This window comes from Streptomyces sp. NPDC024632, assembly GCF_055559175.1.
The window spans coordinates 155175-175409 of the sequence record NZ_JBVHLD010000011.1 but is presented as its reverse complement, the minus strand read 5'-3'; the positions used below and the strand labels follow the sequence as shown (position 1 = coordinate 175409).

20 protein-coding genes are annotated in these 20235 nt (G+C 70.4%); 10 read left to right on the top strand and 10 right to left on the bottom strand.

Annotated elements, in window-relative coordinates:
• Positions 1 to 118: 118 nt before the first annotated feature.
• Genes ACZ37P_RS23670 through ACZ37P_RS23660 form a run of 3 tightly spaced genes read left to right on the top strand, consistent with a single transcriptional unit; the run spans position 119 to position 1967 of the window.
• The gene (locus tag ACZ37P_RS23670; RefSeq protein WP_355349376.1) at positions 119 to 370 is read left to right on the top strand and encodes a hypothetical protein; all 252 of its coding nucleotides are present in this window, start codon (positions 119 to 121) and stop codon (positions 368 to 370) included.
• On the top strand, positions 367 to 930 hold the full coding sequence (locus ACZ37P_RS23665; protein ID WP_391161472.1) for an RNA polymerase sigma factor: 564 nt from the start codon (positions 367 to 369) through the stop codon (positions 928 to 930). Before ACZ37P_RS23670 ends, ACZ37P_RS23665 begins: the two co-directional genes overlap by 4 nt.
• Positions 927 to 1967 carry a hypothetical protein gene (locus ACZ37P_RS23660; protein ID WP_467348485.1) on the top strand — a complete coding sequence of 347 codons (1041 nt, stop codon included), beginning with the start codon at positions 927 to 929 and terminating at the stop codon, positions 1965 to 1967. The genes ACZ37P_RS23665 and ACZ37P_RS23660 overlap by 4 nt, the downstream gene beginning before the upstream one ends.
• 34 nt (positions 1968 to 2001) lie before the next feature.
• Here ACZ37P_RS23660 and ACZ37P_RS23655 read toward each other — a convergent pair whose 3' ends face one another.
• Complete coding sequence (locus ACZ37P_RS23655) at positions 2002 to 2424, bottom strand: PIN domain-containing protein (protein WP_467348483.1); 423 nt, start codon at positions 2422 to 2424, stop codon at positions 2002 to 2004.
• Entirely contained in the window at positions 2421 to 2636 is a 216-nt protein-coding gene (locus ACZ37P_RS23650; protein ID WP_355349388.1) for a type II toxin-antitoxin system VapB family antitoxin, read from the bottom strand. Before ACZ37P_RS23650 ends, ACZ37P_RS23655 begins: the two co-directional genes overlap by 4 nt.
• Before the next feature lie 211 nt (positions 2637 to 2847).
• Here ACZ37P_RS23650 and ACZ37P_RS23645 point away from each other — a divergent pair, with 211 nt between their 5' ends.
• From ACZ37P_RS23645 to ACZ37P_RS23630, 4 genes are all read left to right on the top strand, one after another.
• Positions 2848 to 4002 (top strand): HpcH/HpaI aldolase/citrate lyase family protein, encoded by a 1155-nt coding sequence (locus tag ACZ37P_RS23645; RefSeq protein ID WP_467348481.1) that lies wholly within the window; start codon positions 2848 to 2850, stop codon positions 4000 to 4002.
• Complete coding sequence (locus ACZ37P_RS23640) at positions 3999 to 4868, top strand: HpcH/HpaI aldolase/citrate lyase family protein (protein ID WP_355349394.1); 870 nt, start codon at positions 3999 to 4001, stop codon at positions 4866 to 4868. Before ACZ37P_RS23645 ends, ACZ37P_RS23640 begins: the two co-directional genes overlap by 4 nt.
• Positions 4869 to 5036: 168 nt before the next feature.
• Positions 5037 to 6620 (top strand): acyl-CoA carboxylase subunit beta, encoded by a 1584-nt coding sequence (locus ACZ37P_RS23635; protein ID WP_355349397.1) that lies wholly within the window; start codon positions 5037 to 5039, stop codon positions 6618 to 6620.
• A 14-nt stretch (positions 6621 to 6634) separates the two neighbouring features.
• Positions 6635 to 6844, top strand: coding sequence for an acyl-CoA carboxylase epsilon subunit (locus ACZ37P_RS23630; protein ID WP_391050371.1), 210 nt, complete (start codon positions 6635 to 6637; stop codon positions 6842 to 6844).
• A gap of 102 nt (positions 6845 to 6946) precedes the next feature.
• Here ACZ37P_RS23630 and ACZ37P_RS23625 read toward each other — a convergent pair whose 3' ends face one another.
• The 8 genes from ACZ37P_RS23625 to ACZ37P_RS23590 all read right to left on the bottom strand — a co-directional run bounded on the left by ACZ37P_RS23625 (position 6947) and on the right by ACZ37P_RS23590 (position 17846).
• Positions 6947 to 7546 carry a GTP-binding protein gene (locus tag ACZ37P_RS23625; RefSeq protein ID WP_355349403.1) on the bottom strand — a complete coding sequence of 200 codons (600 nt, stop codon included), beginning with the start codon at positions 7544 to 7546 and terminating at the stop codon, positions 6947 to 6949.
• Positions 7527 to 8105 carry a DUF742 domain-containing protein gene (locus tag ACZ37P_RS23620; protein WP_391050370.1) on the bottom strand — a complete coding sequence of 193 codons (579 nt, stop codon included), beginning with the start codon at positions 8103 to 8105 and terminating at the stop codon, positions 7527 to 7529. Before ACZ37P_RS23620 ends, ACZ37P_RS23625 begins: the two co-directional genes overlap by 20 nt.
• 94 nt (positions 8106 to 8199) lie before the next feature.
• The gene (locus ACZ37P_RS23615; protein WP_033173109.1) at positions 8200 to 8613 is read right to left on the bottom strand and encodes a roadblock/LC7 domain-containing protein; all 414 of its coding nucleotides are present in this window, start codon (positions 8611 to 8613) and stop codon (positions 8200 to 8202) included.
• 9 nt (positions 8614 to 8622) lie between these two features.
• Positions 8623 to 11736 (bottom strand): nitrate- and nitrite sensing domain-containing protein, encoded by a 3114-nt coding sequence (locus ACZ37P_RS23610; protein ID WP_467348476.1) that lies wholly within the window; start codon positions 11734 to 11736, stop codon positions 8623 to 8625.
• A gap of 489 nt (positions 11737 to 12225) precedes the next feature.
• Complete coding sequence (locus ACZ37P_RS23605) at positions 12226 to 12834, bottom strand: GTP-binding protein (RefSeq protein ID WP_391050368.1); 609 nt, start codon at positions 12832 to 12834, stop codon at positions 12226 to 12228.
• Positions 12815 to 13222 carry a DUF742 domain-containing protein gene (locus ACZ37P_RS23600; protein ID WP_093717892.1) on the bottom strand — a complete coding sequence of 136 codons (408 nt, stop codon included), beginning with the start codon at positions 13220 to 13222 and terminating at the stop codon, positions 12815 to 12817. Before ACZ37P_RS23600 ends, ACZ37P_RS23605 begins: the two co-directional genes overlap by 20 nt.
• 73 nt (positions 13223 to 13295) lie before the next feature.
• Positions 13296 to 13709, bottom strand: a complete 414-nt coding sequence (locus ACZ37P_RS23595) for a roadblock/LC7 domain-containing protein (protein ID WP_317452960.1) — start codon at positions 13707 to 13709, stop codon at positions 13296 to 13298.
• 9 nt (positions 13710 to 13718) lie between these two features.
• Positions 13719 to 17846, bottom strand: a complete 4128-nt coding sequence (locus ACZ37P_RS23590; protein ID WP_467348472.1) for a sensor histidine kinase — start codon at positions 17844 to 17846, stop codon at positions 13719 to 13721.
• 580 nt (positions 17847 to 18426) lie between these two features.
• On the opposite strand from ACZ37P_RS23590, the gene ACZ37P_RS23585 reads away from it, so the two are divergent.
• The 3 genes from ACZ37P_RS23585 to ACZ37P_RS23575 are packed head-to-tail and all read left to right on the top strand — an operon-like array spanning position 18427 to position 20223.
• Positions 18427 to 18630: a hypothetical protein gene (locus tag ACZ37P_RS23585; protein WP_188284971.1), complete on the top strand. Its 204-nt coding sequence runs from the start codon at positions 18427 to 18429 to the stop codon at positions 18628 to 18630.
• A gap of 35 nt (positions 18631 to 18665) precedes the next feature.
• Positions 18666 to 19481: a fumarylacetoacetate hydrolase family protein gene (locus ACZ37P_RS23580; protein WP_355349418.1), complete on the top strand. Its 816-nt coding sequence runs from the start codon at positions 18666 to 18668 to the stop codon at positions 19479 to 19481.
• Between the two features lie 22 nt (positions 19482 to 19503).
• The gene (locus tag ACZ37P_RS23575) at positions 19504 to 20223 is read left to right on the top strand and encodes an HAD family hydrolase (RefSeq protein WP_391050365.1); all 720 of its coding nucleotides are present in this window, start codon (positions 19504 to 19506) and stop codon (positions 20221 to 20223) included.
• Positions 20224 to 20235 lie beyond the last annotated feature (12 nt).

The following is a 20235-nucleotide window of genomic DNA, read 5'->3' as shown; positions in this document are numbered from 1 at the left end:
ACCCGCGCCACCCTCGTCCGGCTCGTACAGTCCGGTTGTACGGGTTCACGCGGGGTACGGTCCCGCGCCTCTTCTTCTGTAGCGGGCCGAAATCCACGGCCCCTCGGGGAGGGACACCATGGACCGGGCCACGCTTGCCGTCACCGTTCTCTCGGTTCTCACGGCCAAGGGGTGCGCGCTGCTGGGGTATTGGCTGCGGCTGCGCTGGCGGGCGCGTTACGAGCACGCGCGCGCCGCGTATCTCGCCGAGGCCGTCAACGGCCTCGGGGCGGGGGACCGGCTGGAACTGGACGACGCACGCGGTGGCGGCCACCGGCTCCACCTGACGATCAGCCGCGCGGCGGGCCGAAGGGACGATGAGAGCACGTGACCGACCATGAACCGCCGACCACCGCGTCGGCACAGCGCTTACCGGGGGAGACCGGCGCCCCCGAGCGCGTACGCGGCACCGTGGACGAGGAGTTCTCGGACTTCTACCGCGCCGAGATACGCGGCCTCGTCGTCTTTCTGCTGCACCACGGGGCCGCGCTGGCCGTCGCGGCCGACATGGCGCAGGAGGCGATGATCCAGGTCCACCGCTACTGGACCACGGTCCGCACTCCGCGCGCGTACGTCCGCACCGTCGCCGCCCGCGCGCTCGCCCGCAAGACGGCGGCGGTCCGGGAGGACCCGGTGGACGAGGTGCCGGAACCCACCTCGCTGCTGCCGCGTCCGGACGCGTACGCCGACTGGGAGGAGCGGCATGTGACGCTCGCCCTGCTCCGGAGTCTTCCGCCGCGCCAACGGCAGATCCTGGCCTGGACGTTGGACGGGTACGCGCCCGCCGAGATCGCCGAGCAACTGACGATGACTCCCGAGGCCGTACGCGCCAGTCTGAAGAAGGCGCGGCGCGCCGCCGTGCGTCTCCTCGCCGAGGAGGACGACCGGTGACCGCGGAACACCACCGCGACGAGCGGCTGCTCGCCGAGCGCGCCCGCTCCCTCGCCGGGGACCTCGACGCCGTCCTCGACATCGAGGCGGGTCTGTCCGAGGTGCTGCTCCAGTCCCGCCACGCGGCTCTCACACAGGACGTGCCCCTCGACGTCGACGCGGGCCTCGCGTCCGTACTCCCCGCGCCGGACCCGGACCGGATTCCCGGCGCGCCGCCGCCACCCGCCCCGACCACGAAGTACGCCCCGCCCAGGAGTCCGAACCTCGTGGAGGCGATGCTGCACGTCAACTTCCCTGCTGGCATGGCCAAGTTTGAATCCACGCTGACCCCGGCCGTCGGACGCATGGAAGTGCGGAGCCAGCCGCAGATCGCCGCCGGTACGCGGGCCGTCTTCCTGGCACAGCGCCTCGCGGACGACGACGGCGGAGACCGGGGGCGCGCCCTCGACCGCGTCGATCTGCTCGCGGCGGTCCTCGACTTCGCCCGGCATATGGTCAGGGAACCCGAGTTCGTCAGCGCTTTCCGCCGTGCGGCGACCTTCCTCGGGCGCGCTGAACCGGCGCCCGGCCGGCCCCTGACCGCGGACGGCTATCTCAGGGAGGCTCTGCGACTCGCCCGCGAGGCGATGCACGGGATGGCCGCCGGAGGAGACTCCTACCTGTCGCGGACGGCTGATCTGGCCTACGAAATCGCCGCCGCCCCCGGCCTCGACCGGGCCCTGGCCGAACGCGCCGCCCGCATCCTCGGCGCGGTCCGGATCGCCCTGGTGCGGCGCCAGTTCGCCACTCACCTGGTCACCCACGACGACCAGCGGATGGCCCTGCTCCTGGACGACTTCACCGTCACCGACCTCACCTCGGTCGACCTGCGCGGCGCCGACCTCACCGCCGTCCGCTGGACCGAGACCGGCACCCGCTGGCCCCCCGGCTTCGACCTCGCCGACCTCCGCTCCCGCTCGGACGAGTCCCCGCCGGGCAGCGCCATCTACGTCGTCCGAGGCGACTCGGCCACCGTCTCCGACTCCGTGGACCCGTAGGAGGCCCCCCGAGCCCGGCTTGCCCTGGGGGCGACTACTTCCCGGCCGGAGGCCCGTACCACTGGAGTGCCTGGCCGGTAACGGCCGCGACGCGCTCGAAGTCGCGGTCGCGGTGCAGGAGGGTGAGGCCCTGCAGTTCCGCTGTGGCGGCGACCACCAAGTCCACGGCGCCGGCGCCGCGGTGCTCTCCGCGTTCCGTGAGGAGGCCCTGCACTTGCCAGGCGCGGTCGTACGCGCGGTCGTCCACGGGCACCCGGCCGAACAGCATGTGCATGTCCGCGGTGGCTTGCGCACGGTCAGCGGCCGACCGTGCGCTGTAGAAGAACTCCAACTCGGTGATCGGGCAGGTGGCGATCAGACCGGCCGCTGCCGCTTGGTCCCAGCCGAACTGCTCCGCGTCGCCGCGCATGATCCGTGCGAGGGCGCTGGTGTCGATCAGAAACTGCGCCGCGCTCACCGGCGGTAGTTCGTCTTGTCCTCGAAGATCTCCAAGTCGAAGGCCCCGTTGGCGGCTTGGGCACGCAAACGCGTGAGGGCGAGCGCTCGTCTCCGGTTCTCCAAAACCTCACGCAGGGCTGTGTTGACGGTCTCTCTCTTCGTGCCCGTGCCAAGGGCCTGGGCCACATCGGCGAGCAGTTCGTCGTCCAGGTCGATCACGGTCCGGCTCATAGGATGCACCTCCGGTGATATCAACTCAGGTGTCGAGTATATCTCGCCCGATATCGAAAACGGGCCGGTGACGAACGGCACACGTACTGTCGGGTAACCCGGAGAGGGGCGCGGTCATAAGGTGAGCGGCGTACGGATGGGCGCGGGCGGGCTCATACGTGCGGGCACAGACGTAGGCTCCCCACCCTCGATCGATGAAACGGGAGATGGAATGCGCTCGGCGAAGGACTTCTTTCGGCCGTTGGCCGTGGGGGCACCGGCCCCCGTGCGGGAGGTGCCGTTCCGGCCCTCGCGGATGATCCACTTCTTTGATCCCGGCAACGAGAAGATGGCGGCGAAGGTGCCGACGCTGGCGCCGCAGGTCGACGTGCTGCTGGGCAATCTGGAGGACGCCGTACAGGCGGACCGCAAGGTGGCGGCGCGCGAGGGCCTGGTGGCGGTCGCGAAGGCGAACGACTTCGGCGACACGCAGTTGTGGACGCGGATCAACAGCCTGGACTCGCCGTGGGCGCTGGACGACCTGCTGACGCTGGTGACGGAGATCGGCGACCGCCTCGACGTCATCATGGTGCCGAAGGTGGAGGGCGCGGCGGACATCCACTACGTGGACCGGCTGCTGGCGCAGCTCGAGGCCAAGGCACACGTCGAACGGCCGATCCTGGTGCACGCGATCCTGGAGACGGCGACCGGCGTGGCCAATGTGGAGGAGATCGCGGGCGCGAGCCCCCGGATGCAGGGGCTGTCGCTCGGCCCGGCCGACCTCGCCGCGAGCCGCCGGATGAAGACCACCAGGGTCGGCGGGGGACACCCCGGCTACCTGGTGCGGGAGGACCCGAAGGGCGACGGCGCGCCCCGGGCGACGTACCAGCAGGACCTGTGGCACTACACGATCGCCCGAATGGTCGATGCCTGCGCCGCGCACGGGATTCTGCCGTACTACGGGCCCTTCGGGGACATCCAGGACGTGACGGCCTGCGAGGACCAGTTCCGCAACGCCTTCCTGCTCGGGTGCGTCGGCGCGTGGTCGCTGCACCCGGTGCAGATCGCCGTCGCCAAGCGGGTCTTCTCGCCCGCCCCCGAGGACGTGGCCTGGGCGCGCCGGGTGATCGACGCCATGGGCGACGGTACGGGCGCGGTGATGATCGACGGCAAGATGCAGGACGACGCCACGTACAAGCAGTGCCTGGTGGTGTCGGAACTGGCGGACGCCCTCGCCGCCCGCGACCCGGAGCTGGCCGACGCCTACGCGGCGGCGGAGAAGGCCGAGCAAGTGGAGAAGGCCGAGCAAGTGGAGAAGGCCGAGCAATCGGAGAAGGCCGAGCAAGTGGAGAAGGCCGAGCAGGCCGAGAAGGAGGACACCCGATGAACGACCGGATCACCCCCCGCCGCTCCGTCCTCTACATGCCCGGCGCCAACGACCGCGCCCTGGAGAAGGCCAAGACCCTCCCCACCGACGCCCTCATCCTCGACCTGGAGGACTCCGTCGCCCCCGACGCCAAGGCCGACGCCCGCAAGCGCGTCGCCGAGGCCGCGGCGAGCGGCGAGTACGGCTACCGCGAGGTGACCGTCCGGGTCAACGCGCCCGGCACCCCCTGGCACGCCGACGACGTGAAGGCCGCGGCGGAAGCGGCCCCGGACGCCGTCGTCGTACCGAAGGTCGACTCCCCGGAGACCGTACGGGAGGTCGAGGAGGCCCTGGTGAGGGCCGGGGCCCCGGACCGCACCGCGATCTGGGCGATGATCGAGACCCCGCGGGCCGTCTTCGCCGCCGCGGCCATCGCGGCGGCCTCCCCGCGGCTCACCGTCCTCGTCATGGGCACCAACGACCTCGCCAAGGAACTACGCGCCGAGCACGTACCGGGCAGGGCCCCGCTGCTCACCGGTCTGTCGCTCGCCCTGCTCGCGGCCCGCGCCAGCGGCAAGGCCGTCTTGGACGGTGTCTACAACGACGTACGTGATCTGCCCGGCTTCGAAGCCGAGACCCGACAAGCCAGGCAGCTCGGCTTCGACGGCAAAACGCTGATCCACCCCACGCAGCTCGAACCGTGCAACCGGATCTTCGCCCCCGCGCAGGAGGAGATCGACAGGTCCCGCCGGATCGTCGAAGCCTTCGAAGAGGCCACGTCACAGGGGCGAGGCGTGGTCACCGTGGACGGCAGGATGATCGAGAATCTGCACGTGGAAGAGGCCCGCAGGGTCCTCGCCCTGGCCGAGGCCGTCGCCGGACGCTGACCCGAATGCCCGTCAAGGACGGGCAAAAAGCGACAAGAAGCGGGGCCCGGCCGACCGGCGGCGGGGCCCCGCCCGCATGCGCTTCTGTTGGGATCCACCATGAAGTGCGGACGGACACTGTACGAAGTAGATGGCCCGTTATTCGGTTCCCGCTCGTACTGTCGAGGCATGACCACATCGCAAGAGGTGCCTGCGGACGTGAACGACGCCCGCGGTCGCGTAGCCGATCTGCTCGCCATCCGCGAGCAGGTCCGTCGCGGGCCGAGCGAGCGGGCGACCGAGGCCCAGAAGGCCAAGGGCAAGCTCACCGCCCGCGAGCGGATCGATCTGCTGCTCGACGAGGACAGCTTCCGCGAGGTGGAACCGCTGCGGCGGCACCGTGCGGTCGGCTTCGGTCTCGAAGCCAAGCGGCCCTACACCGACGGCGTCATCACCGGCTGGGGCACCGTCCACGGCCGTACGGTCTTCGTCTACGCCCACGACTTCCGGATCTTCGGCGGCGCGCTCGGCGAAGCGCACGCCACCAAGATCCACAAGATCATGGACATGGCCATCTCGGCCGGCGCGCCCCTGATCTCCCTCAACGACGGTGCCGGAGCCCGCATCCAGGAGGGCGTCTCGGCGCTCGCCGGATACGGCGGCATCTTCCAGCGCAACACCAAGGCGTCGGGCGTGATCCCGCAGATCTCGGTGATGCTCGGCCCGTGCGCGGGCGGCGCGGCGTACAGCCCGGCGCTCACGGACTTCGTGTTCATGGTCCGCGAGACCTCGCAGATGTTCATCACCGGTCCCGACGTCGTCCAGGCCGTGACCGGCGAGAAGATCACGCAGAACGGACTCGGCGGCGCCGACGTCCACTCCGAGGTCTCCGGCGTCTCGCACTTCGCGTACGACGACGAGCAGACCTGCCTCGAAGAGGTGCGCTACCTGCTCTCGCTGCTCCCGCAGAACAACCGCGAGAACCCGCCCGCCGTCGAGAGCCACGACCCGGCCGACCGGCGCGGCGACGTCCTGCTCGACCTGGTGCCGGCCGACGGCAGCCGCGGTTACGACATGCGCAAGGTCATCGAGGAGATCGTCGACGAGGGCGAGTTCCTGGAGATCCACGAGCGCTGGGCGACCAACATCATCTGCGCGCTGTCCCGGCTCGACGGACAGGTGGTCGGCATCATCGCCAACCAGCCGATGTCGCTGGCCGGTGTGCTGGACATCGAGGCGTCCGAGAAGGCCGCCCGCTTCGTCCAGATGTGCGACGCCTTCAACATCCCGCTGGTCACGCTGCTGGACGTGCCGGGCTTCCTGCCCGGCGTCTCCCAGGAGCACGGCGGCATCATCCGGCACGGCGCGAAGCTGCTGTACGCGTACTGCAACGCCACCGTGCCGCGCATCTCGATCATCCTGCGCAAGGCGTACGGCGGCGCGTACATCGTCATGGACTCGCAGTCCATCGGCGCCGACCTGACCTACGCCTGGCCCACCAACGAGATCGCGGTGATGGGAGCGGAAGGCGCCGCCAACGTCATCTTCCGCCGCCAGATCGCGGAGGCCGACGACCCCGAGGCGATGCGGACGCGCATGGTCAAGGAGTACAAGTCCGAGCTGATGCACCCGTACTACGCGGCCGAGCGCGGCCTCGTCGACGACGTGATCGACCCCGCGGACACCCGCGCGGTGCTGATCAGCTCGCTGGCGATGCTCCGCACCAAGCACGCGGACCTGCCGTCGCGCAAGCACGGCAACCCGCCCCAGTAGTCATGGAGACCACCTTGAGCACTCCCGCCGATTCCCTCGTGCGCGTCGAGAAGGGGCACGCCGCTCCTGAGGAGCTGGCCGCGCTCACCGCCATCCTGCTGGCGCGTGCCGCCGCCGGTGACGCCCCCGAGGCCGCCGACACCCCCAAGCGCCGCTCCACGGCTGGCTGGCGCCGCCTGGAGCGCACCCCCGGCTTCCGCGCCCCGCACTCCTGGCAGGGCTGAGCCGCACCTTCCACGGGCCGCCCGGCGCGACCCACGACGGCTTCGGGCCCCACCGCGCAAGCGGTGGGGCCCGAAGCCGTTACGGGAGAGCGGACCCGGCGCCTACCGCAGCCGCGCCATCAGGGCGTGCTCGACCAGCGTGATGAGCGCGCTCTTGGCATCGCCGCGATTGCGCGCGTCCGTCGTGATGATGGGGGCCTCGGGCCCGATCTGGAGGGCCTCACGGACCTCCTCGGGACCGTACGGCTGGTGTCCGTCGAAGCCGTTGAGGGCGATGACGAACGGCAGGCCGCTGTTCTCGAAGTAGTCGACGGCCGGGAAGCAGTCCGCCAGGCGCCGCGTGTCGACCAGCACGATCGCGCCGATCGCGCCGCGCACCAGGTCGTCCCACATGAACCAGAAACGGTCCTGCCCCGGCGTCCCGAACAGATAGAGGATCAGATCCTCGTCGAGCGTGATGCGGCCGAAGTCCATCGCCACGGTCGTCGTGGTCTTGTCCGGCGCGTGCGTCAGATCGTCGATCCCGGCCGACGCGGACGTCATCACTGCTTCGGTGCGCAACGGATTGATCTCCGACACGGCCCCGACGAACGTGGTCTTGCCCACGCCGAACCCGCCGGCCACCACGATCTTCGCAGACGTGGTCGACCGGCGGACCGTATCGCCCCCGCTGGAGCCCCCGCTAGAGCTTCCGAAGTCCACTGAGCACCCTTTCAAGCAATGTCACGGCTGGCTGTCCGCCCGAGGACTCGTCGCCGCCGGGCTGGTGGATCTGGACCAGTCCGGCCTCAGCCAGGTCGGCCACGAGAATCCGGACCACACCGAGCGGAATCGTCAGCAGAGCGGAGATCTCCGCGATCGACTTGATCTCCCGGCAGAGCAGGCAGATCCGCTGGTGTTCCGGCAACTGCCCACGCAGTCGCTCGGGGTCGGCGGTGGTACTGACCAGCGCCTCTATGGCGAGCTGGTAACGCGGCCTGGTACGGCCGCCGGTCATCGCGTAAGGGCGGACGAGCCCGGAAGGGGCGGGGGGCCGCTTGCTCGCGCCGCCGCTCCCACCGCCGTTCCCGTAACTGCCGCCGCCCCCGTGACCGCCGCTGCCGCCGCCGTGGCGGGGGCCCTGCGGCGGCGCGTAGGGCTGGATACGCGGTTGCCGGTACTGCGGCTCGGGCTCCGGAGAGGGCGCCGAGGGGAAGTTGTAGGGGTTGAGGGGCGGCTGATGCTGGCTGCCGTACGGGTCTCCACCGGGGGACGTGCTCACGAGTCCTCCTCCTGATACGGCTGCGATCCCCCGTCCGAGTACCCGGCTGGTACTCGGACGACCGCTGCCCTTCGCTTTGTTGACGCTGTTCGAGCTAGTTGAGCAGGCTGCCCTGAAGCTCGGCCCGCAGGTCCGGGGTGAGGACGGTGCCCGCTCGGTCGACGAGCAGGGCCATTTCGTAGCCGACCAGGCCGATGTCGCACTCGGGGTGCGCCAGTACGGCCAGCGAGGATCCGTCGGAGACGGACATGATGAAGAGGAAGCCGCGCTCCATCTCCACCACGGTCTGGTTGACGGAGCCGCCCTCGAAGATGCGGGAGGCCCCGGCGGTGAGCGACGTCAGCCCGGAGGCGACGGCGGCGAGCTGGTCGGCGCGGTCGCGGGGGAATCCGTCGGACATCGCGAGCAGCAGGCCGTCGGCGGAGACCACCACCGTGTGGGACACCCCGGGGGTGTTGTCCACGAAGTTGGTGATCAACCAGTTCAGGTTCTGTGCCGCCTGGCTCATCGGACTCAACTAGCGCTCCTGGTTCTGGGGGCCGCCGAATGGGTGCTCGGTGGCCTGTCCGTTCGTATCAGTTCCAGCAGTGCGTCCCTTCTGGACGCCACGCCGCAGGTTACTCAACCTGCCGCGTACGTCCTCGGGGGCGCGGGAGACCTGTGGGCCGCCCTGCGGGGTCTGCGCCGCGGTGCCCGGGACCAGATTGGCCTTGGGCACCCGTCGGGGCAGGCCCGAGGGGGTGACCCCGCCCGCCTTGGGCTCGCGGACCTGCTCGGCCCGGTGCCAGTTCTCGTCATTCGTCGACCGCCATTCGGTCGTCGGCTCCGGTTCCCGGTGCTGCCGGGGCTCTGGAGCCTCCTGGGCAGGCTGTTCCTGAGGTGGTTCCGGCCGCTGGCGGTCACGGCGCGGCAAACCCGCGTCCGTCAGCGAAGGGGAGCCTACGCTCTCGGACGGCCGCTGGGGGAGCGGCGGAGCGGATTCCGTTACGTCCGCCCGCGGCTCGGGCTCCTGCGGGGGCTCCGGAACCGGCCACTCCTGCGACGGGGCCTGGTAACCGGTGAACTCCGGCTGGAAGCTCTGGCCGTACGCGGGGTCGTAGGGCTGAACGAAGCCCTGGTCGAATCCCTGGTCGAAGCCCTGCGGGGCGCCCTGGTCATAGCCCTGCTGGGCGCCCTGCCCGTACCCCGGCACCGCGCCGTCGTCGAAGGCCCGCGCGCTCTCGGGGAAACCGTTCCGCTGGTAGCCCTGCTGCTCGTAACCGGACTGGAAGCCCTGCTCGTAGGTCTGCTGCTGATAGCCGGGGTCGAAGCTCGGGTCGTACGGGGGCTGCGCCTGCCGGCCCTGCTCCGGGTAGCCGTTCTGCTCCGCCTGCTCCGGGTAGCCGCCCTGTCCGGGGAAACCGTTCTGCTCCGGGAAGCCGGGCTCGTCGCCCTGGCGGTCCGACGTGGCCGCTTCGAGCTGGGCGCGGCGCTCCTCGCGGACCAGCGACCGGCCCACCGGGTCGAGCGTCGGCGCCGCCGTACCGTCGGCGGTCTCGTAACGCGAGTCGTCGAAGCCCAGCTCGGCCGCGGTCGGCATGTGGCCGACGTCCTGCACCGACTGCTCGGGCACGATCCGCGAGACGGTGAAGTCGCGCTCGTCGTCCTCCGGCAGCAGGGCCTCGCCGCCACCGCCGTGGGTGATCGGCTCGGGCAGCATCACCAGCGAGGTCGTACCCGCCTGCTCGCCCGACGGCCTGAGCTGCACCCGGATGCCGTGCCGGTCGGACAGCCGCCCGACCACGAACAGGCCCATCCGCTTGGCGATCTCCACATCGACTGTCGGCGGGTCGGCCAGCTTGTGGTTGATGTCGGCGAAGTCCTCGGCGGTCAGGCCGATGCCCTTGTCGTGGATCTCCACCATCACCCGGCCGTCCGGCAGCCGGGTCGCGGTCACCCGCACCTTGGTCTGCGGCGAGGAGAACGTCGTCGCGTTCTCCAGCAGCTCGGCCAGCAGGTGCACCAGGTCGGTCACGGCGCTGCCGTGGATGTCCGTCTCCGGGATGCCGACCAGCTCTATACGGTCGTACGCCTCCACCTCGGACGCGGCGGCGCGGAGCACGTCGACCAGCGGAATCGGCTGATTCCACTGCCGGCCCGGCTCCTCACCCGCGAGGACCAGCAGATTCTCGCCGTTGCGGCGCATGCGGGTGGCGAGGTGGTCCATCTGGAAGAGGTGCTCGAGCTGGTCGGGGTCGGCCTCGTTGTTCTCCAGCTCGGTGATCAGGGTGAGCTGGCGCTGGATGAGGCCCTGGTTGCGCTGCGAGAGGTTGGTGAAGATCGCGTTGACGTTGCCCCGCAGCAGCGCCTGCTCCGCGGCGAGCCGCACGGCCTCGCGGTGCACCTGGTCGAAGGCGCGCGCGACCTCGCCGATCTCGTCCTGGCTGTTGATCGGGATCGGCGCCACGGTGGTGTCCACCCGGCCCGGGTCGGTCCGCGAGAGCTGGTCGACCATCGACGGCAGCCGCGTCTCGGCGATCTCGAAGGCCGCGCCGCGCAGCCGCCGCATCGCCCGGCTCATCGAGCGGGCCATCATGCCCGCCACGATGAAGGCCAGGATCAGCGCCACGATCACGATCGCGGAGTTCACGATCGCGTCCCGCTTGGCGTTCGACGCGATCGTCGAGGCGTCGGCGGCGGCCTGGTCGGCCAGCGAGTTCTCGACCGTGTGGTACGCGTCGAAGGAGAGCGTGGAGGCGGCGAAGTACGACTCGGGCGTGATGCCCTCGGCGCGCAGCTGCGCGACGGTCTTCCCCGGCGTGGCGATCTCGGTGACCATCTTCGGCAGGTCCGGCGGTACGACGAACGCCGTGTGCGCGGCCTCCGCCTTGCGCTGCGCCTCGCCGATCAGGTCGGTGCCCTTCTTCTCCGCGGCGGCCTGCGCGTCCTTCAGCCGCTGCACGTCCGCGGCCGTACCGCTGCCGTTGTACTCCGCGACCGAGATGCCCTGGAGGTACTGGTACGAGCCCAGCGCGGTCTTCTGGAGGGCCAGCTCCTTGTCGGAGACCGGCTTCTGCACCAGGATGTGCGTGCCGATCGACCTGGTCAGGGACTCGGCGGCCTTGGCCAGTGACACCGCGTAGAGGGTGCGGCCGTAGGCGGTGACATTGCTGGTGCCGTAACCTAGCTCATTGTCCAGTTCCAACAGCGGGTGCTGGATCTTGACGTAGAACTCCTCGGTCTGCACCCCGGAGAGCTGACGGGTGTACGCGACCTTGCGGAGCGTGGCGAGCTGCGGCTCGACGGTCCTGAAGTTGGCCATCCGGCGCTTGAGCCCGGCCTCGTTCGGCATCTTGGCCGCGGCGGCGTCGAATTCGCGGGCCGCCTCGTCGGTGGCGGCGCGGGCGGTGGAGACCGCCGGATCGTCACGTTTTCCCGCCAGCAGCGGAACCGCGGTGACATCACGTTCGTTGATCAGTGCGTGACTGTAGGTCGTGGCGGCGCGTACCAGATTCGCGGTACGTACGGCGTCGTCGGCCTGGCTCCAGGTGTCGACCGAGCTCTTGACCCGGAAGCCGCCGAAGACGAGGGCGACCAGGACCGGGATCAGCAGGATGACGTTGAGGCGGGTCGCGACCCGCCAGTTGCGCATGCTCAGCCGGGTGCCCGGGTCGTCCGGCGGCTCGGGAGCCGAGATGGCGGGTGCGCCCCCGGGACGTTGGGGCGGCGTGAAGTTCCCCCGCGGACCCTGAGCAGGGCCCGCTTCTGCTCGCCTCGTGTTCCTCACTGGACCAACAACCTCTCGGCGACGGCACGAACGAAGGCCGTTACTACTCTCGGGTTCTGCGAATTCCAGCACGTCATGTAGGCCCCAGCCAAACGTCCGGCATATGGGACGCGGCACAGTAACGGCGAAGATAAAACGGGCATAAGTAAAATCCCCCGTCAAACCATATGACAGATGTACGCGCTGCGACACCGGCTGAGCGCGAGCCGTGTTCGACGCCCGCCGAAACTCTCTCGAAATGTTATGAAGACGGGGACCGGCCGTGTCTCCTGACACAGCCGGTCCCCGTGGCTTGTTTTCACCAGCAACTCGCCGCTGGCGCCTGTCTGTTGAGCCTTCTTCCGAGCCTGCCCGCTACTTCAGCCGGGCAAGCAGCGCGTGCTCGACCAGCGTGATCAGCGCGCTCTTCGCCTCGCCGCGATGGCGGGCGTCGGTCGTGATGATCGGTGCCTCGGGCCCGATCTGGAGGGCCTCGCGCACCTCCTCCGGACGGTACGGCTGGTGTCCGTCGAAGCCGTTGAGGGCGATGACGAACGGCAGGCCGCTGTTCTCGAAGTAGTCGACGGCCGGGAAACAGTCCGCGAGCCTGCGGGTGTCCACCAGCACCACGGCGCCGATCGCACCGCGCACCAGGTCGTCCCACATGAACCAGAAACGGTCCTGGCCGGGCGTCCCGAACAGGTACAGGATCAGGTCGTCGTCCAGGGTGATACGGCCGAAGTCCATGGCCACCGTGGTGGTGGTCTTGTCCTGGACGTGGCTCAGGTCGTCGATCCCGGCCGAGGCCGAGGTCATCACGGCCTCGGTGCGCAGCGGGTTGATCTCCGACACGGCACCCACGAACGTGGTCTTGCCGACACCGAAGCCACCCGCCACCACGATCTTCGCAGACGTGGTGGACCGCACCGATTGCTGCGCGCCGTACGCCGGCTGCGGCTGCGGCCTAGAGCTTCCGAAGTCCACTGAGCACCCTCTCAAGCAGTGTCACATCAGGCTGGCCGCCCGCCTCGCCGCTGCCCGGCTGATGGATGGCGACCATGCCGGCCTCGGCGAGGTCGGCCACAAGAATCCTGGCCACACCGAGCGGGATGGCGAGCAGAGCGGAGATCTCCGCGACCGACTTGATCTCGCGCGTGAGATGGCAGATCCGCTGGTGTTCCGGCAGCAGCCCCGCGTACTGCCCCGGGTCGGCGGTCGTGCTGACCAGCGCCTCGATGGCGAGCTGGTAGCGGGGCCGAGTGCGGCCACCTGTCATGGCGTACGGCCGAACCAGCGGCTGATCGCCTTCCACCCCGTACGGCGCGTGGTGGGACGCGCCGTACGGGCCCGGCGAAGCGGGTGGCGGGGTCATGAGGGTCCTCCGTGTCCGGGCAGTGCTGTCGCGGTGCGGGAAGTACGGAAAAACATGGGGGGAGACGGATGGTTCAGTGCATGAGGCTGCCCTGGAGCTCTGCACGGAGATCCGGGGTGAGGACGGTGCCCGCTCGGTCGACGAGCAGGGCCATTTCGTAGCCGACCAGGCCGATGTCGCACTCGGGGTGCGCCAGCACGGCGATGGAGGAACCCTCGGAGACGGACATGATGAAGAGGAAGCCGCGCTCCATCTCCACCACGGTCTGATTGACCGCGCCGCCCTCGAAGATCCGGGACGCCCCGGCCGTGAGGGAGGTCAGCCCGGAGGCGACGGCGGCGAGCTGGTCGGCGCGGTCGCGGGGGAATCCGTCGGACATCGCGAGCAGCAGGCCGTCGGCGGAGACCACCACCGTGTGGGACACCCCGGGGGTGTTGTCCACGAAGTTGGTGATCAACCAGTTCAGGTTCTGTGCCGCCTGGCTCATCGCACTCAACTAACGCTCCTGATTCGTACCGAAACCACGGCCGTCGGTGTTGCCCCCGGCCTCGCGGCCCTGCTGGATACCACGGCGGAGGTTGGTCAGACGTCCGCGTACGTCGTCGGGCGCCCGCGAGATCTGCGGGCCGCCCTGCGGCGCTTGCTGCGGCGCCGCGCCACCGGCGACGAGGTTGGCCCTCGGCACCCGGCGCGGCAGCCCCGACGGAGTGACCCCGCCGGCCGAAGGTTCGCGGATCTGCTCGGCCCGCTGACGCAGCGCGTCGTTGGGCGAGGTCCGCCAGTTCGGGGTCTCCCTGGGCAGCGGCTGCGCCACCGGAGCGGCGGGAGCCTGGCCCTGGTACTGCGCCGAAGCGGGCACGGAGGCGGGCGGCGCCTGTACGGGCTGCTGCTGACCGCCGCCGGGGCGCTGGACGCCGTTCCCGTTGCCGTTCCCGCTGTTCCCGCCGTTGCCGCCGTTGCCGTTTCCGTTGCCATTGGCGACACCGGGCGCCGTCGTGCCGGGGCGCTGCGGGCGGAACCGCTGCGGGGCCGCGGGCGGAGCCGTACGGCCCACCGGGCGGACCGGCGGGGCCTCCTGGCCGCGCGCGCTCTGCTCCACGTGGATCTGCTGCATCCGCTCGGCCTGGCCGGTGCGGAACCAGTCCGACTCGATCGACGAGAAGATCGGCGTCGGCTCGTCCCCGCGGGTCGGGGCCGGGGGCAGCGCCATCGGCTCGGCGGGCTGCTGGGGCTGCTGCTGCTGAGGCTGCGGCGCCTGGGGCTGCTGCGGGCTCTGCATCGGCTGCTGGACCGGGTACTGACCGGTGTTGCCCTGCTGCGGCTGCTGCGGCTGCACGGGGAACTGCCCGGTCCCGTACGGGTCCTGGTACTGCTGCTGGTTCTGGTCGTAGCCCTGGCCGCCGTTGCCCTGCTGGGGGCCGCCGCGCTGCGGCAGACCCTGGCCGGGGAAGGCGTCGGGGCGCGGGCCGCTGGGGGGCGGGCCCTGGTACTGGTTGTTGCCGGGGAAGCCCTGCTGCTGACCGGGCTGACCGCCCTGTCCCTGCTGACCGCCCTGGCCCGGACGGCCCTGGGGCTGCTGGCCGGGCATCCGGAACTCGCCGGTGCCGTCGGCCTGCACGGCCGGGAACTGCGCCGTGTCGCCGGGACCGCCCTGGCCCTGGCCGCCCTGCGGCTGGCCGGGCATCGCGAACTGGCCCGTGCTGTACGTCTCTTCGGGGCTGCGGGCGCCGCGCTGCGGCAGGCCCGGGTGGGGGCCGCCCTGCACCGGGAACTGCCCGGTGTCGCTGGTGCCGCGGCCGCCGCCCTGGTTGCCCTGGTTGCCGTGACCCTGGCCGCCCTGGCCCTGGTTGCCCTGGCCGGTCGGTGCGAAGTCGTCGTCGCGGACCGGCGGGAACTGCGCGGTGTCAGCGGGACCGTTCTGCCGCGGCGCGGGGCCCGAGCGACCGCCGAACACGTCGGAACGGAAGCCGGAGGGGCCGGTGCTCTGCGGCTGCGGCGGCGGGAACTGGCCCGGCTGCTGCTGACCGCTCTGCTGACCGCCTTGCTGACCGCCCTGCCGGCCGCCGAAGTTCTGGCCGCCCTGCTGACCGCCCTGACCGCCCTGGCCGAAGTCCTGACCGCCGCCGGGGGGACGGCCGAAGGCGCCACCGGGCTGCTGGAAGTCGCCGCGCGGGCCCTGTCCGGGAGCGTCGAAGGCGGAGGCCGCCTCGACGTCCTCGTGGCCGCGCGGGGTGTCCTGGAGACCGCGGTCGTCGGGGAAGCCCTGCTGGCCGCCGTTCTGGTCCTGCGCCCAGCGCGGCGTGCCGCCCTGCTGCGGGGGACCGCCGGGACGGCCCGCTCCGGGGCTCAGCGCCGGACGCTGCTGGCCGCCCGCGACCGGGGTGCGCTGCGGCGGCCGGTTGACCGGCGCGGAGTTGGGCGAGTTGCCGAACGCGCCGGCGATGCCGGAGCCCGCGGCGGCCGGGGGAGCGCCCGCGGGGCGCCCGCCGCCCATCTGGCCGATGTTCTTGGGGTTACGGCCGCCCTGCGTGACGTCCACGGGCAGCATGACCAGCGCGGTCGTACCGCCGGAGTCGGACGGGCGGAGCTGGATCCGGATGCCGTGCCGCAGCGACAGGCGGCCGACCACGAACAGACCCATGCGGCGGGAGACGGAGACGTCCACCGTCGGCGGGTTCGCCAGCCGCTCGTTGATGTCCGCGAGGTCCTCGGGCGACAGGCCGATACCGGTGTCGTGGATCTCGATCAGCACCCGGCCGTCCGGCAGCGAGTGACCGGTGACCTTCACCTTGGTCTGCGGCGAGGAGAACGACGTCGCGTTCTCCAGCAGCTCGGCGAGCAGGTGGACGAGGTCGTTGACGATACGGCCGGTGACCTCGGCCGACGGTACCGACGTCAGTTCGATCCGCTCGTACTGCTCCACCTCGGACGCGGCGGCGCGCAGCACGTCGACCAGCGGGACCGGGCGGGTCCACCGGCGGCCCGGCTCCTCACCGGCGAGGACCAGCAGATTCTCACCGTTACGGCGCATGCGGGTCGCGAGGTGGTCGAGCTTGAAGAGCGAGGAGAGCTGGTCCGGGTCGGCCTCGCGGGACTCCAGTTCGGAGATGAGCGAGAGCTGACGCTGGATGAGGCCCTGGCTGCGGCGCGAGAGGTTGGTGAACATCGCGTTGACGTTCCCTCGCAGGAGGGCCTGCTCGGCGGCGAGTCGTACGGCCTCGCTGTGGACCTCGTCGAAGGCCCGCGCCACCTGGCCGATCTCGTCGCGGCTGTTGATGCCGATCGACTCGACCGAGGTGTCGACGTCCTGCGGGTCGGTCTCGGAGAGCTGCTTGACCAGCTCGGGCAGCCGCTTCTGGGCCACGTCGTTGGCGGTCTGCTGGAGCCTGCGCAGCGACCGGATCATCGAGCGGGCCACGATGAAGGCGCCGACCACGGCGACGCCGAGGACCAGCAGGATGATCGCGCCGGAGATCAGCGCGGACTGCTTGGCCTCGCTCTGCAGCTTGAGGGCCTTCTGCTGCATCTCGTTGAGCAGCGACCGCTCGATCTGGCTCATCGCCTGGATCTTGGTCTTGGCCGCGTCGTCCCAGTCGAGGTACGAGCTGTCGATCTTGGTGATCGCGTTCTGCGAGGCGGCGATGCGCTGGCGCGTGGTGTCGTGCGCGCTGATCGTGAGGTTGCCGCCCTCGATCGGGGTCAGCAGCGCCGCGCTCTTGGGTCCGTAGATCTTCTGGAACCGGGTGAGCGCGGTGTCCTCGTTCGCGGCGCCGTACTTCACCGACTGGTAGTCGTTGGCGTTCAGCTTGCCGCCGGTGGCCAGCGCGGCGCTGATCACCGCGCGCTGGATCGACTCGTACTCCTTGGCGGAGGAGAAGGCAGCCAGCGCGCGGGTGCTCTGGATCATCTCGGGGTTGTTGGTCGCCTGCGCCATGTCCTGGGACAGCGAGAGCAGGGACTGCACCAGGTCGTCGTACTGCGAGACCGTCTGCGAGATGGTGGAGGTCGAGGTGTACGCCTCGTCGCGGATCTCCGCCAGGTTGGCGAGCTGCGTGCCGATCGCCAGCAGAGTGGCGCGGACGCCGGAGAAGACCGGGTCGCGCTCGGAGACGTTGTCGCTGGCGTTCAGATACTGCTTGTACTCGCGGTCGGTGGCCTGCCGGGAGGCCTCCACCGCGTCGTTGGTCTTGTCGCCGGACGACAGCGGTCCGGCCGAGCTGTCCCGTTCCTCCTGGAGCGCGGCGGCGAGCTGCGTCGCGTGCTCGGTGATGTCGGTCAGCGTCTTCATGTGCTCGAGCTGGTTGATGTTGTCCAGCGAGCTGTTGATGCGCATGCCGCCCAGGACGGTGGCCGTGACCACCGGGAGGGCGAGCAGGGAGACGAGTCTGGTGCTGATGCGCCAGTTGCGCATGGCTATTCGGGGCCCCGGCTTGCCCGCGAGACCGGTGATCTTGCCCGCCTCGATGCCGCTGGGCGTGCTCGGTCGTCCGGTGGCAGCCGTCGTGCCCGGCGCAGTGCTCGCCGAGTCACCCGCCTGCTGCGGTGTCGGGCCGTTGCCGGTCCCGCCGGGCTGCTGCTCCGGGTCGCCCGCAGCGCCGCTGTCCCTCTTGAAACGTCCCTGCACTAGCGTCGCAACCTCTGGACCAGGCGTCCCCCGCGATGAAGCGGACAGGACGGTGTCGAGTCATGGGGGCTCAGGCCGCCCCGGGTTGCGAGGAGGCCGATTGATGCCCTTCACCACCGCTCGGTGCTCGAACGCGCCCCCTGCGCGCCGGCTCGATGTGATGCGGCGGTCCGGGGAATTCCAGCACAGTGCTGGATCTCCCAACAAGGGCCGTAGCCGACCTGTTGGAATCCGTTACTCGTCGCGTCGGGCCAAGCACTGAGTGTTGACATTTGATGTGGTGAAAGCGGGGGATTCCGGACCTAGCACCCCCCTGTTCGCACGAGTCACTCGCTGTCCCAGCCGGGTCGATGACAGCTGAATCGTACGACTGTGTGGGACTTGACCGGTTTGAGTCTGCCGGTCGGATGCGCGCAATGCCTGCTTTGCGACTTACTTAGTGAGCAAAATCACAGCCTGGTGCATGTCTGGGCCACGTTGTTCCGGGAAAGGGCCGCACTAGCCTGGTGCTTTACACATCGCGGTTTTCTGTCAACCCGCGCCCTGCGGGCGCCCCGAGTCACCGAGGTCCACACGGCCGATGAAGACCACCATGCTGTTCCGTCCGATCGCGAACCCGCGCCGCACCACCCTCGCGCACCTCAAGGACGCCGCTGAACTCGGGGTCCCCGCCGCGTCGGACACCGAAGCCGCCACGACCGCCGAGCAGGCCGTCGCCGAGCCCCTGCCGCAGGTCACCGCGAACCCGCGCCGCACCGTCCTGCACGAGCTGCCCACCGCCTGATCGGCGCGTATGGGCCCGGCCACTAAGCTGGGCCCATGCGTATCGCGAGGTTCTCGATCGACGGCAATGTCGCCTTTGGGGCTGTCGAAGCGGCCGAAGGCACCGACGGCGGCGAAGGCGACGGCGGAACAGCCGGCCACGACGGCCTCGTCATCAACATCATGAAGGGCATCCCCTTCGCGGACTTCGAGCTGTCCGGTACGCGGGTCCCGCTCGACAAGGTGCGGCTGCTGCCGCCCGTGCTGCCGAACAAGGTCGTCGCCATCGGCCGCAACTACGCGGACCACGCGAAGGAGTTGGGCCACGAGGTGCCGACGGCGCCCTGGGCCTTCTTCAAGCCCTCCACCTCCGTGATCGGCCACGGCGACCCGATCGTGTACCCCTCCTTCTCGCAGGAGGTGCACCACGAGGCCGAACTGGCCGTCGTCATCAGCCGGTTGTGCCGCGAGGTGCCGCGCGAGCGGGTCCGCGACGTCATCCTCGGTTACACCTGCGCCAACGACGTGACGGCCCGCGACACCCAGCGGACCGAGAAGCAGTGGGCGCGCGCCAAGGGCTTCGACTCCTCCTGCCCGCTCGGCCCCTGGATCGAGACCGACCTCGACCCCTCCGACCTCGCCATCACCGCGACGGTCAACGGCGAGCTGCGCCAGGCGGGCCGCACCGCGCAGATGATCAACTCGATCGAGGACCTGATCGTCAACATCACCGAGGCGATGACGCTGCTCCCCGGTGACGTGCTGCTCACCGGCACCCCCGCGGGCGTCGGCCCGATCCGGCCGGGGGACGAGGTCTCCGTGACGGTCGAGGGCATCGGCACCCTGACCAACAAGGTCGTCGCGCGGAGCTGACCCGCTTCGTACCCTGGGCGTTATGCCGATACGAGCGGTTCTCTGGGACATCGACGACACGATCTTCGACTACGCGAGCGCCGACCGCGTCGGCCTGCGGGCCCATCTGGCCGTCGAGGGACTGCCGGACGGTTGCGGGAGCGTGGAGGCCGCCGTGCTGCGCTGGGCCGAGCTGACCGAGCTCCACTGGGCGCGGTTCTCGGCGGGGGAGTGCGACTTCGAGGCGCAGCGCAGGGACCGCGTGCGCGACTTCCTGGGGCTGCCGCTGACGGACGCGGAGGCCGAGGAGTGGTTCGACCGCCACCGCACGCACTACGAGGCCGCCTGGTCCCTCTTCCCCGACGCCGTACCCGCCCTGGACGGCCTCACCCCCCACTACCGGCACGCGGTGCTGTCCAACTCCGCCTTCGTCGTACAGGACCGCAAGCTGCGCGCGCTGGGCGTACGGGACCGCTTCGAGGTGCTGCTGTGCGCCGCGGAGCTGGGGGTCTCCAAGCCCGCCGCCGCGGCCTTCCACGCGGCCTGCGAGGCGCTGTCCCTGGAGCCGCACGAGGTCGCGTACGTGGGCAACGAGCCGGACATCGACGCCCGCGGCGCGGCCGACGCGGGCCTGGTCGGCATCTGGCTGGACCGCCACGACCTCGGCTCCCGTCCCGACCTCACCCGCATCACCGGTCTCGCCGAGCTTGCTGACCTGCTGCGCGGCGATACTCGTTTTGGAGCGGTGTCCCGCATCGGGTAATGTTCTTCCTGC

Excerpts from the sequence above, each read along its gene's own strand:
- ACZ37P_RS23650 (WP_355349388.1), bottom strand. The coding sequence starts at position 2,636 with ATGAGCCGGACCGTGATCGACCTGGACGACGAACTGCTCGCCGATGTG.
- ACZ37P_RS23600 (WP_093717892.1), bottom strand. The coding sequence starts at position 13,222 with ATGACCCCGCCACCCGCTTCGCCGGGCCCGTACGGCGCGTCCCACCAC.
- ACZ37P_RS23595 (WP_317452960.1), bottom strand. The coding sequence starts at position 13,709 with ATGAGCCAGGCGGCACAGAACCTGAACTGGTTGATCACCAACTTCGTG.
- ACZ37P_RS23610 (WP_467348476.1), bottom strand. The coding sequence starts at position 11,736 with ATGCGCAACTGGCGGGTCGCGACCCGCCTCAACGTCATCCTGCTGATC.
- ACZ37P_RS23585 (WP_188284971.1), top strand. The coding sequence starts at position 18,427 with ATGAAGACCACCATGCTGTTCCGTCCGATCGCGAACCCGCGCCGCACC.
- ACZ37P_RS23670 (WP_355349376.1), top strand. The coding sequence starts at position 119 with ATGGACCGGGCCACGCTTGCCGTCACCGTTCTCTCGGTTCTCACGGCC.
- ACZ37P_RS23645 (WP_467348481.1), top strand. The coding sequence starts at position 2,848 with ATGCGCTCGGCGAAGGACTTCTTTCGGCCGTTGGCCGTGGGGGCACCG.
- ACZ37P_RS23580 (WP_355349418.1), top strand. The coding sequence starts at position 18,666 with ATGCGTATCGCGAGGTTCTCGATCGACGGCAATGTCGCCTTTGGGGCT.
- ACZ37P_RS23635 (WP_355349397.1), top strand. The coding sequence starts at position 5,037 with ATGACCACATCGCAAGAGGTGCCTGCGGACGTGAACGACGCCCGCGGT.
- ACZ37P_RS23640 (WP_355349394.1), top strand. The coding sequence starts at position 3,999 with ATGAACGACCGGATCACCCCCCGCCGCTCCGTCCTCTACATGCCCGGC.
- ACZ37P_RS23575 (WP_391050365.1), top strand. The coding sequence starts at position 19,504 with ATGCCGATACGAGCGGTTCTCTGGGACATCGACGACACGATCTTCGAC.
- ACZ37P_RS23615 (WP_033173109.1), bottom strand. The coding sequence starts at position 8,613 with ATGAGCCAGGCGGCACAGAACCTGAACTGGTTGATCACCAACTTCGTG.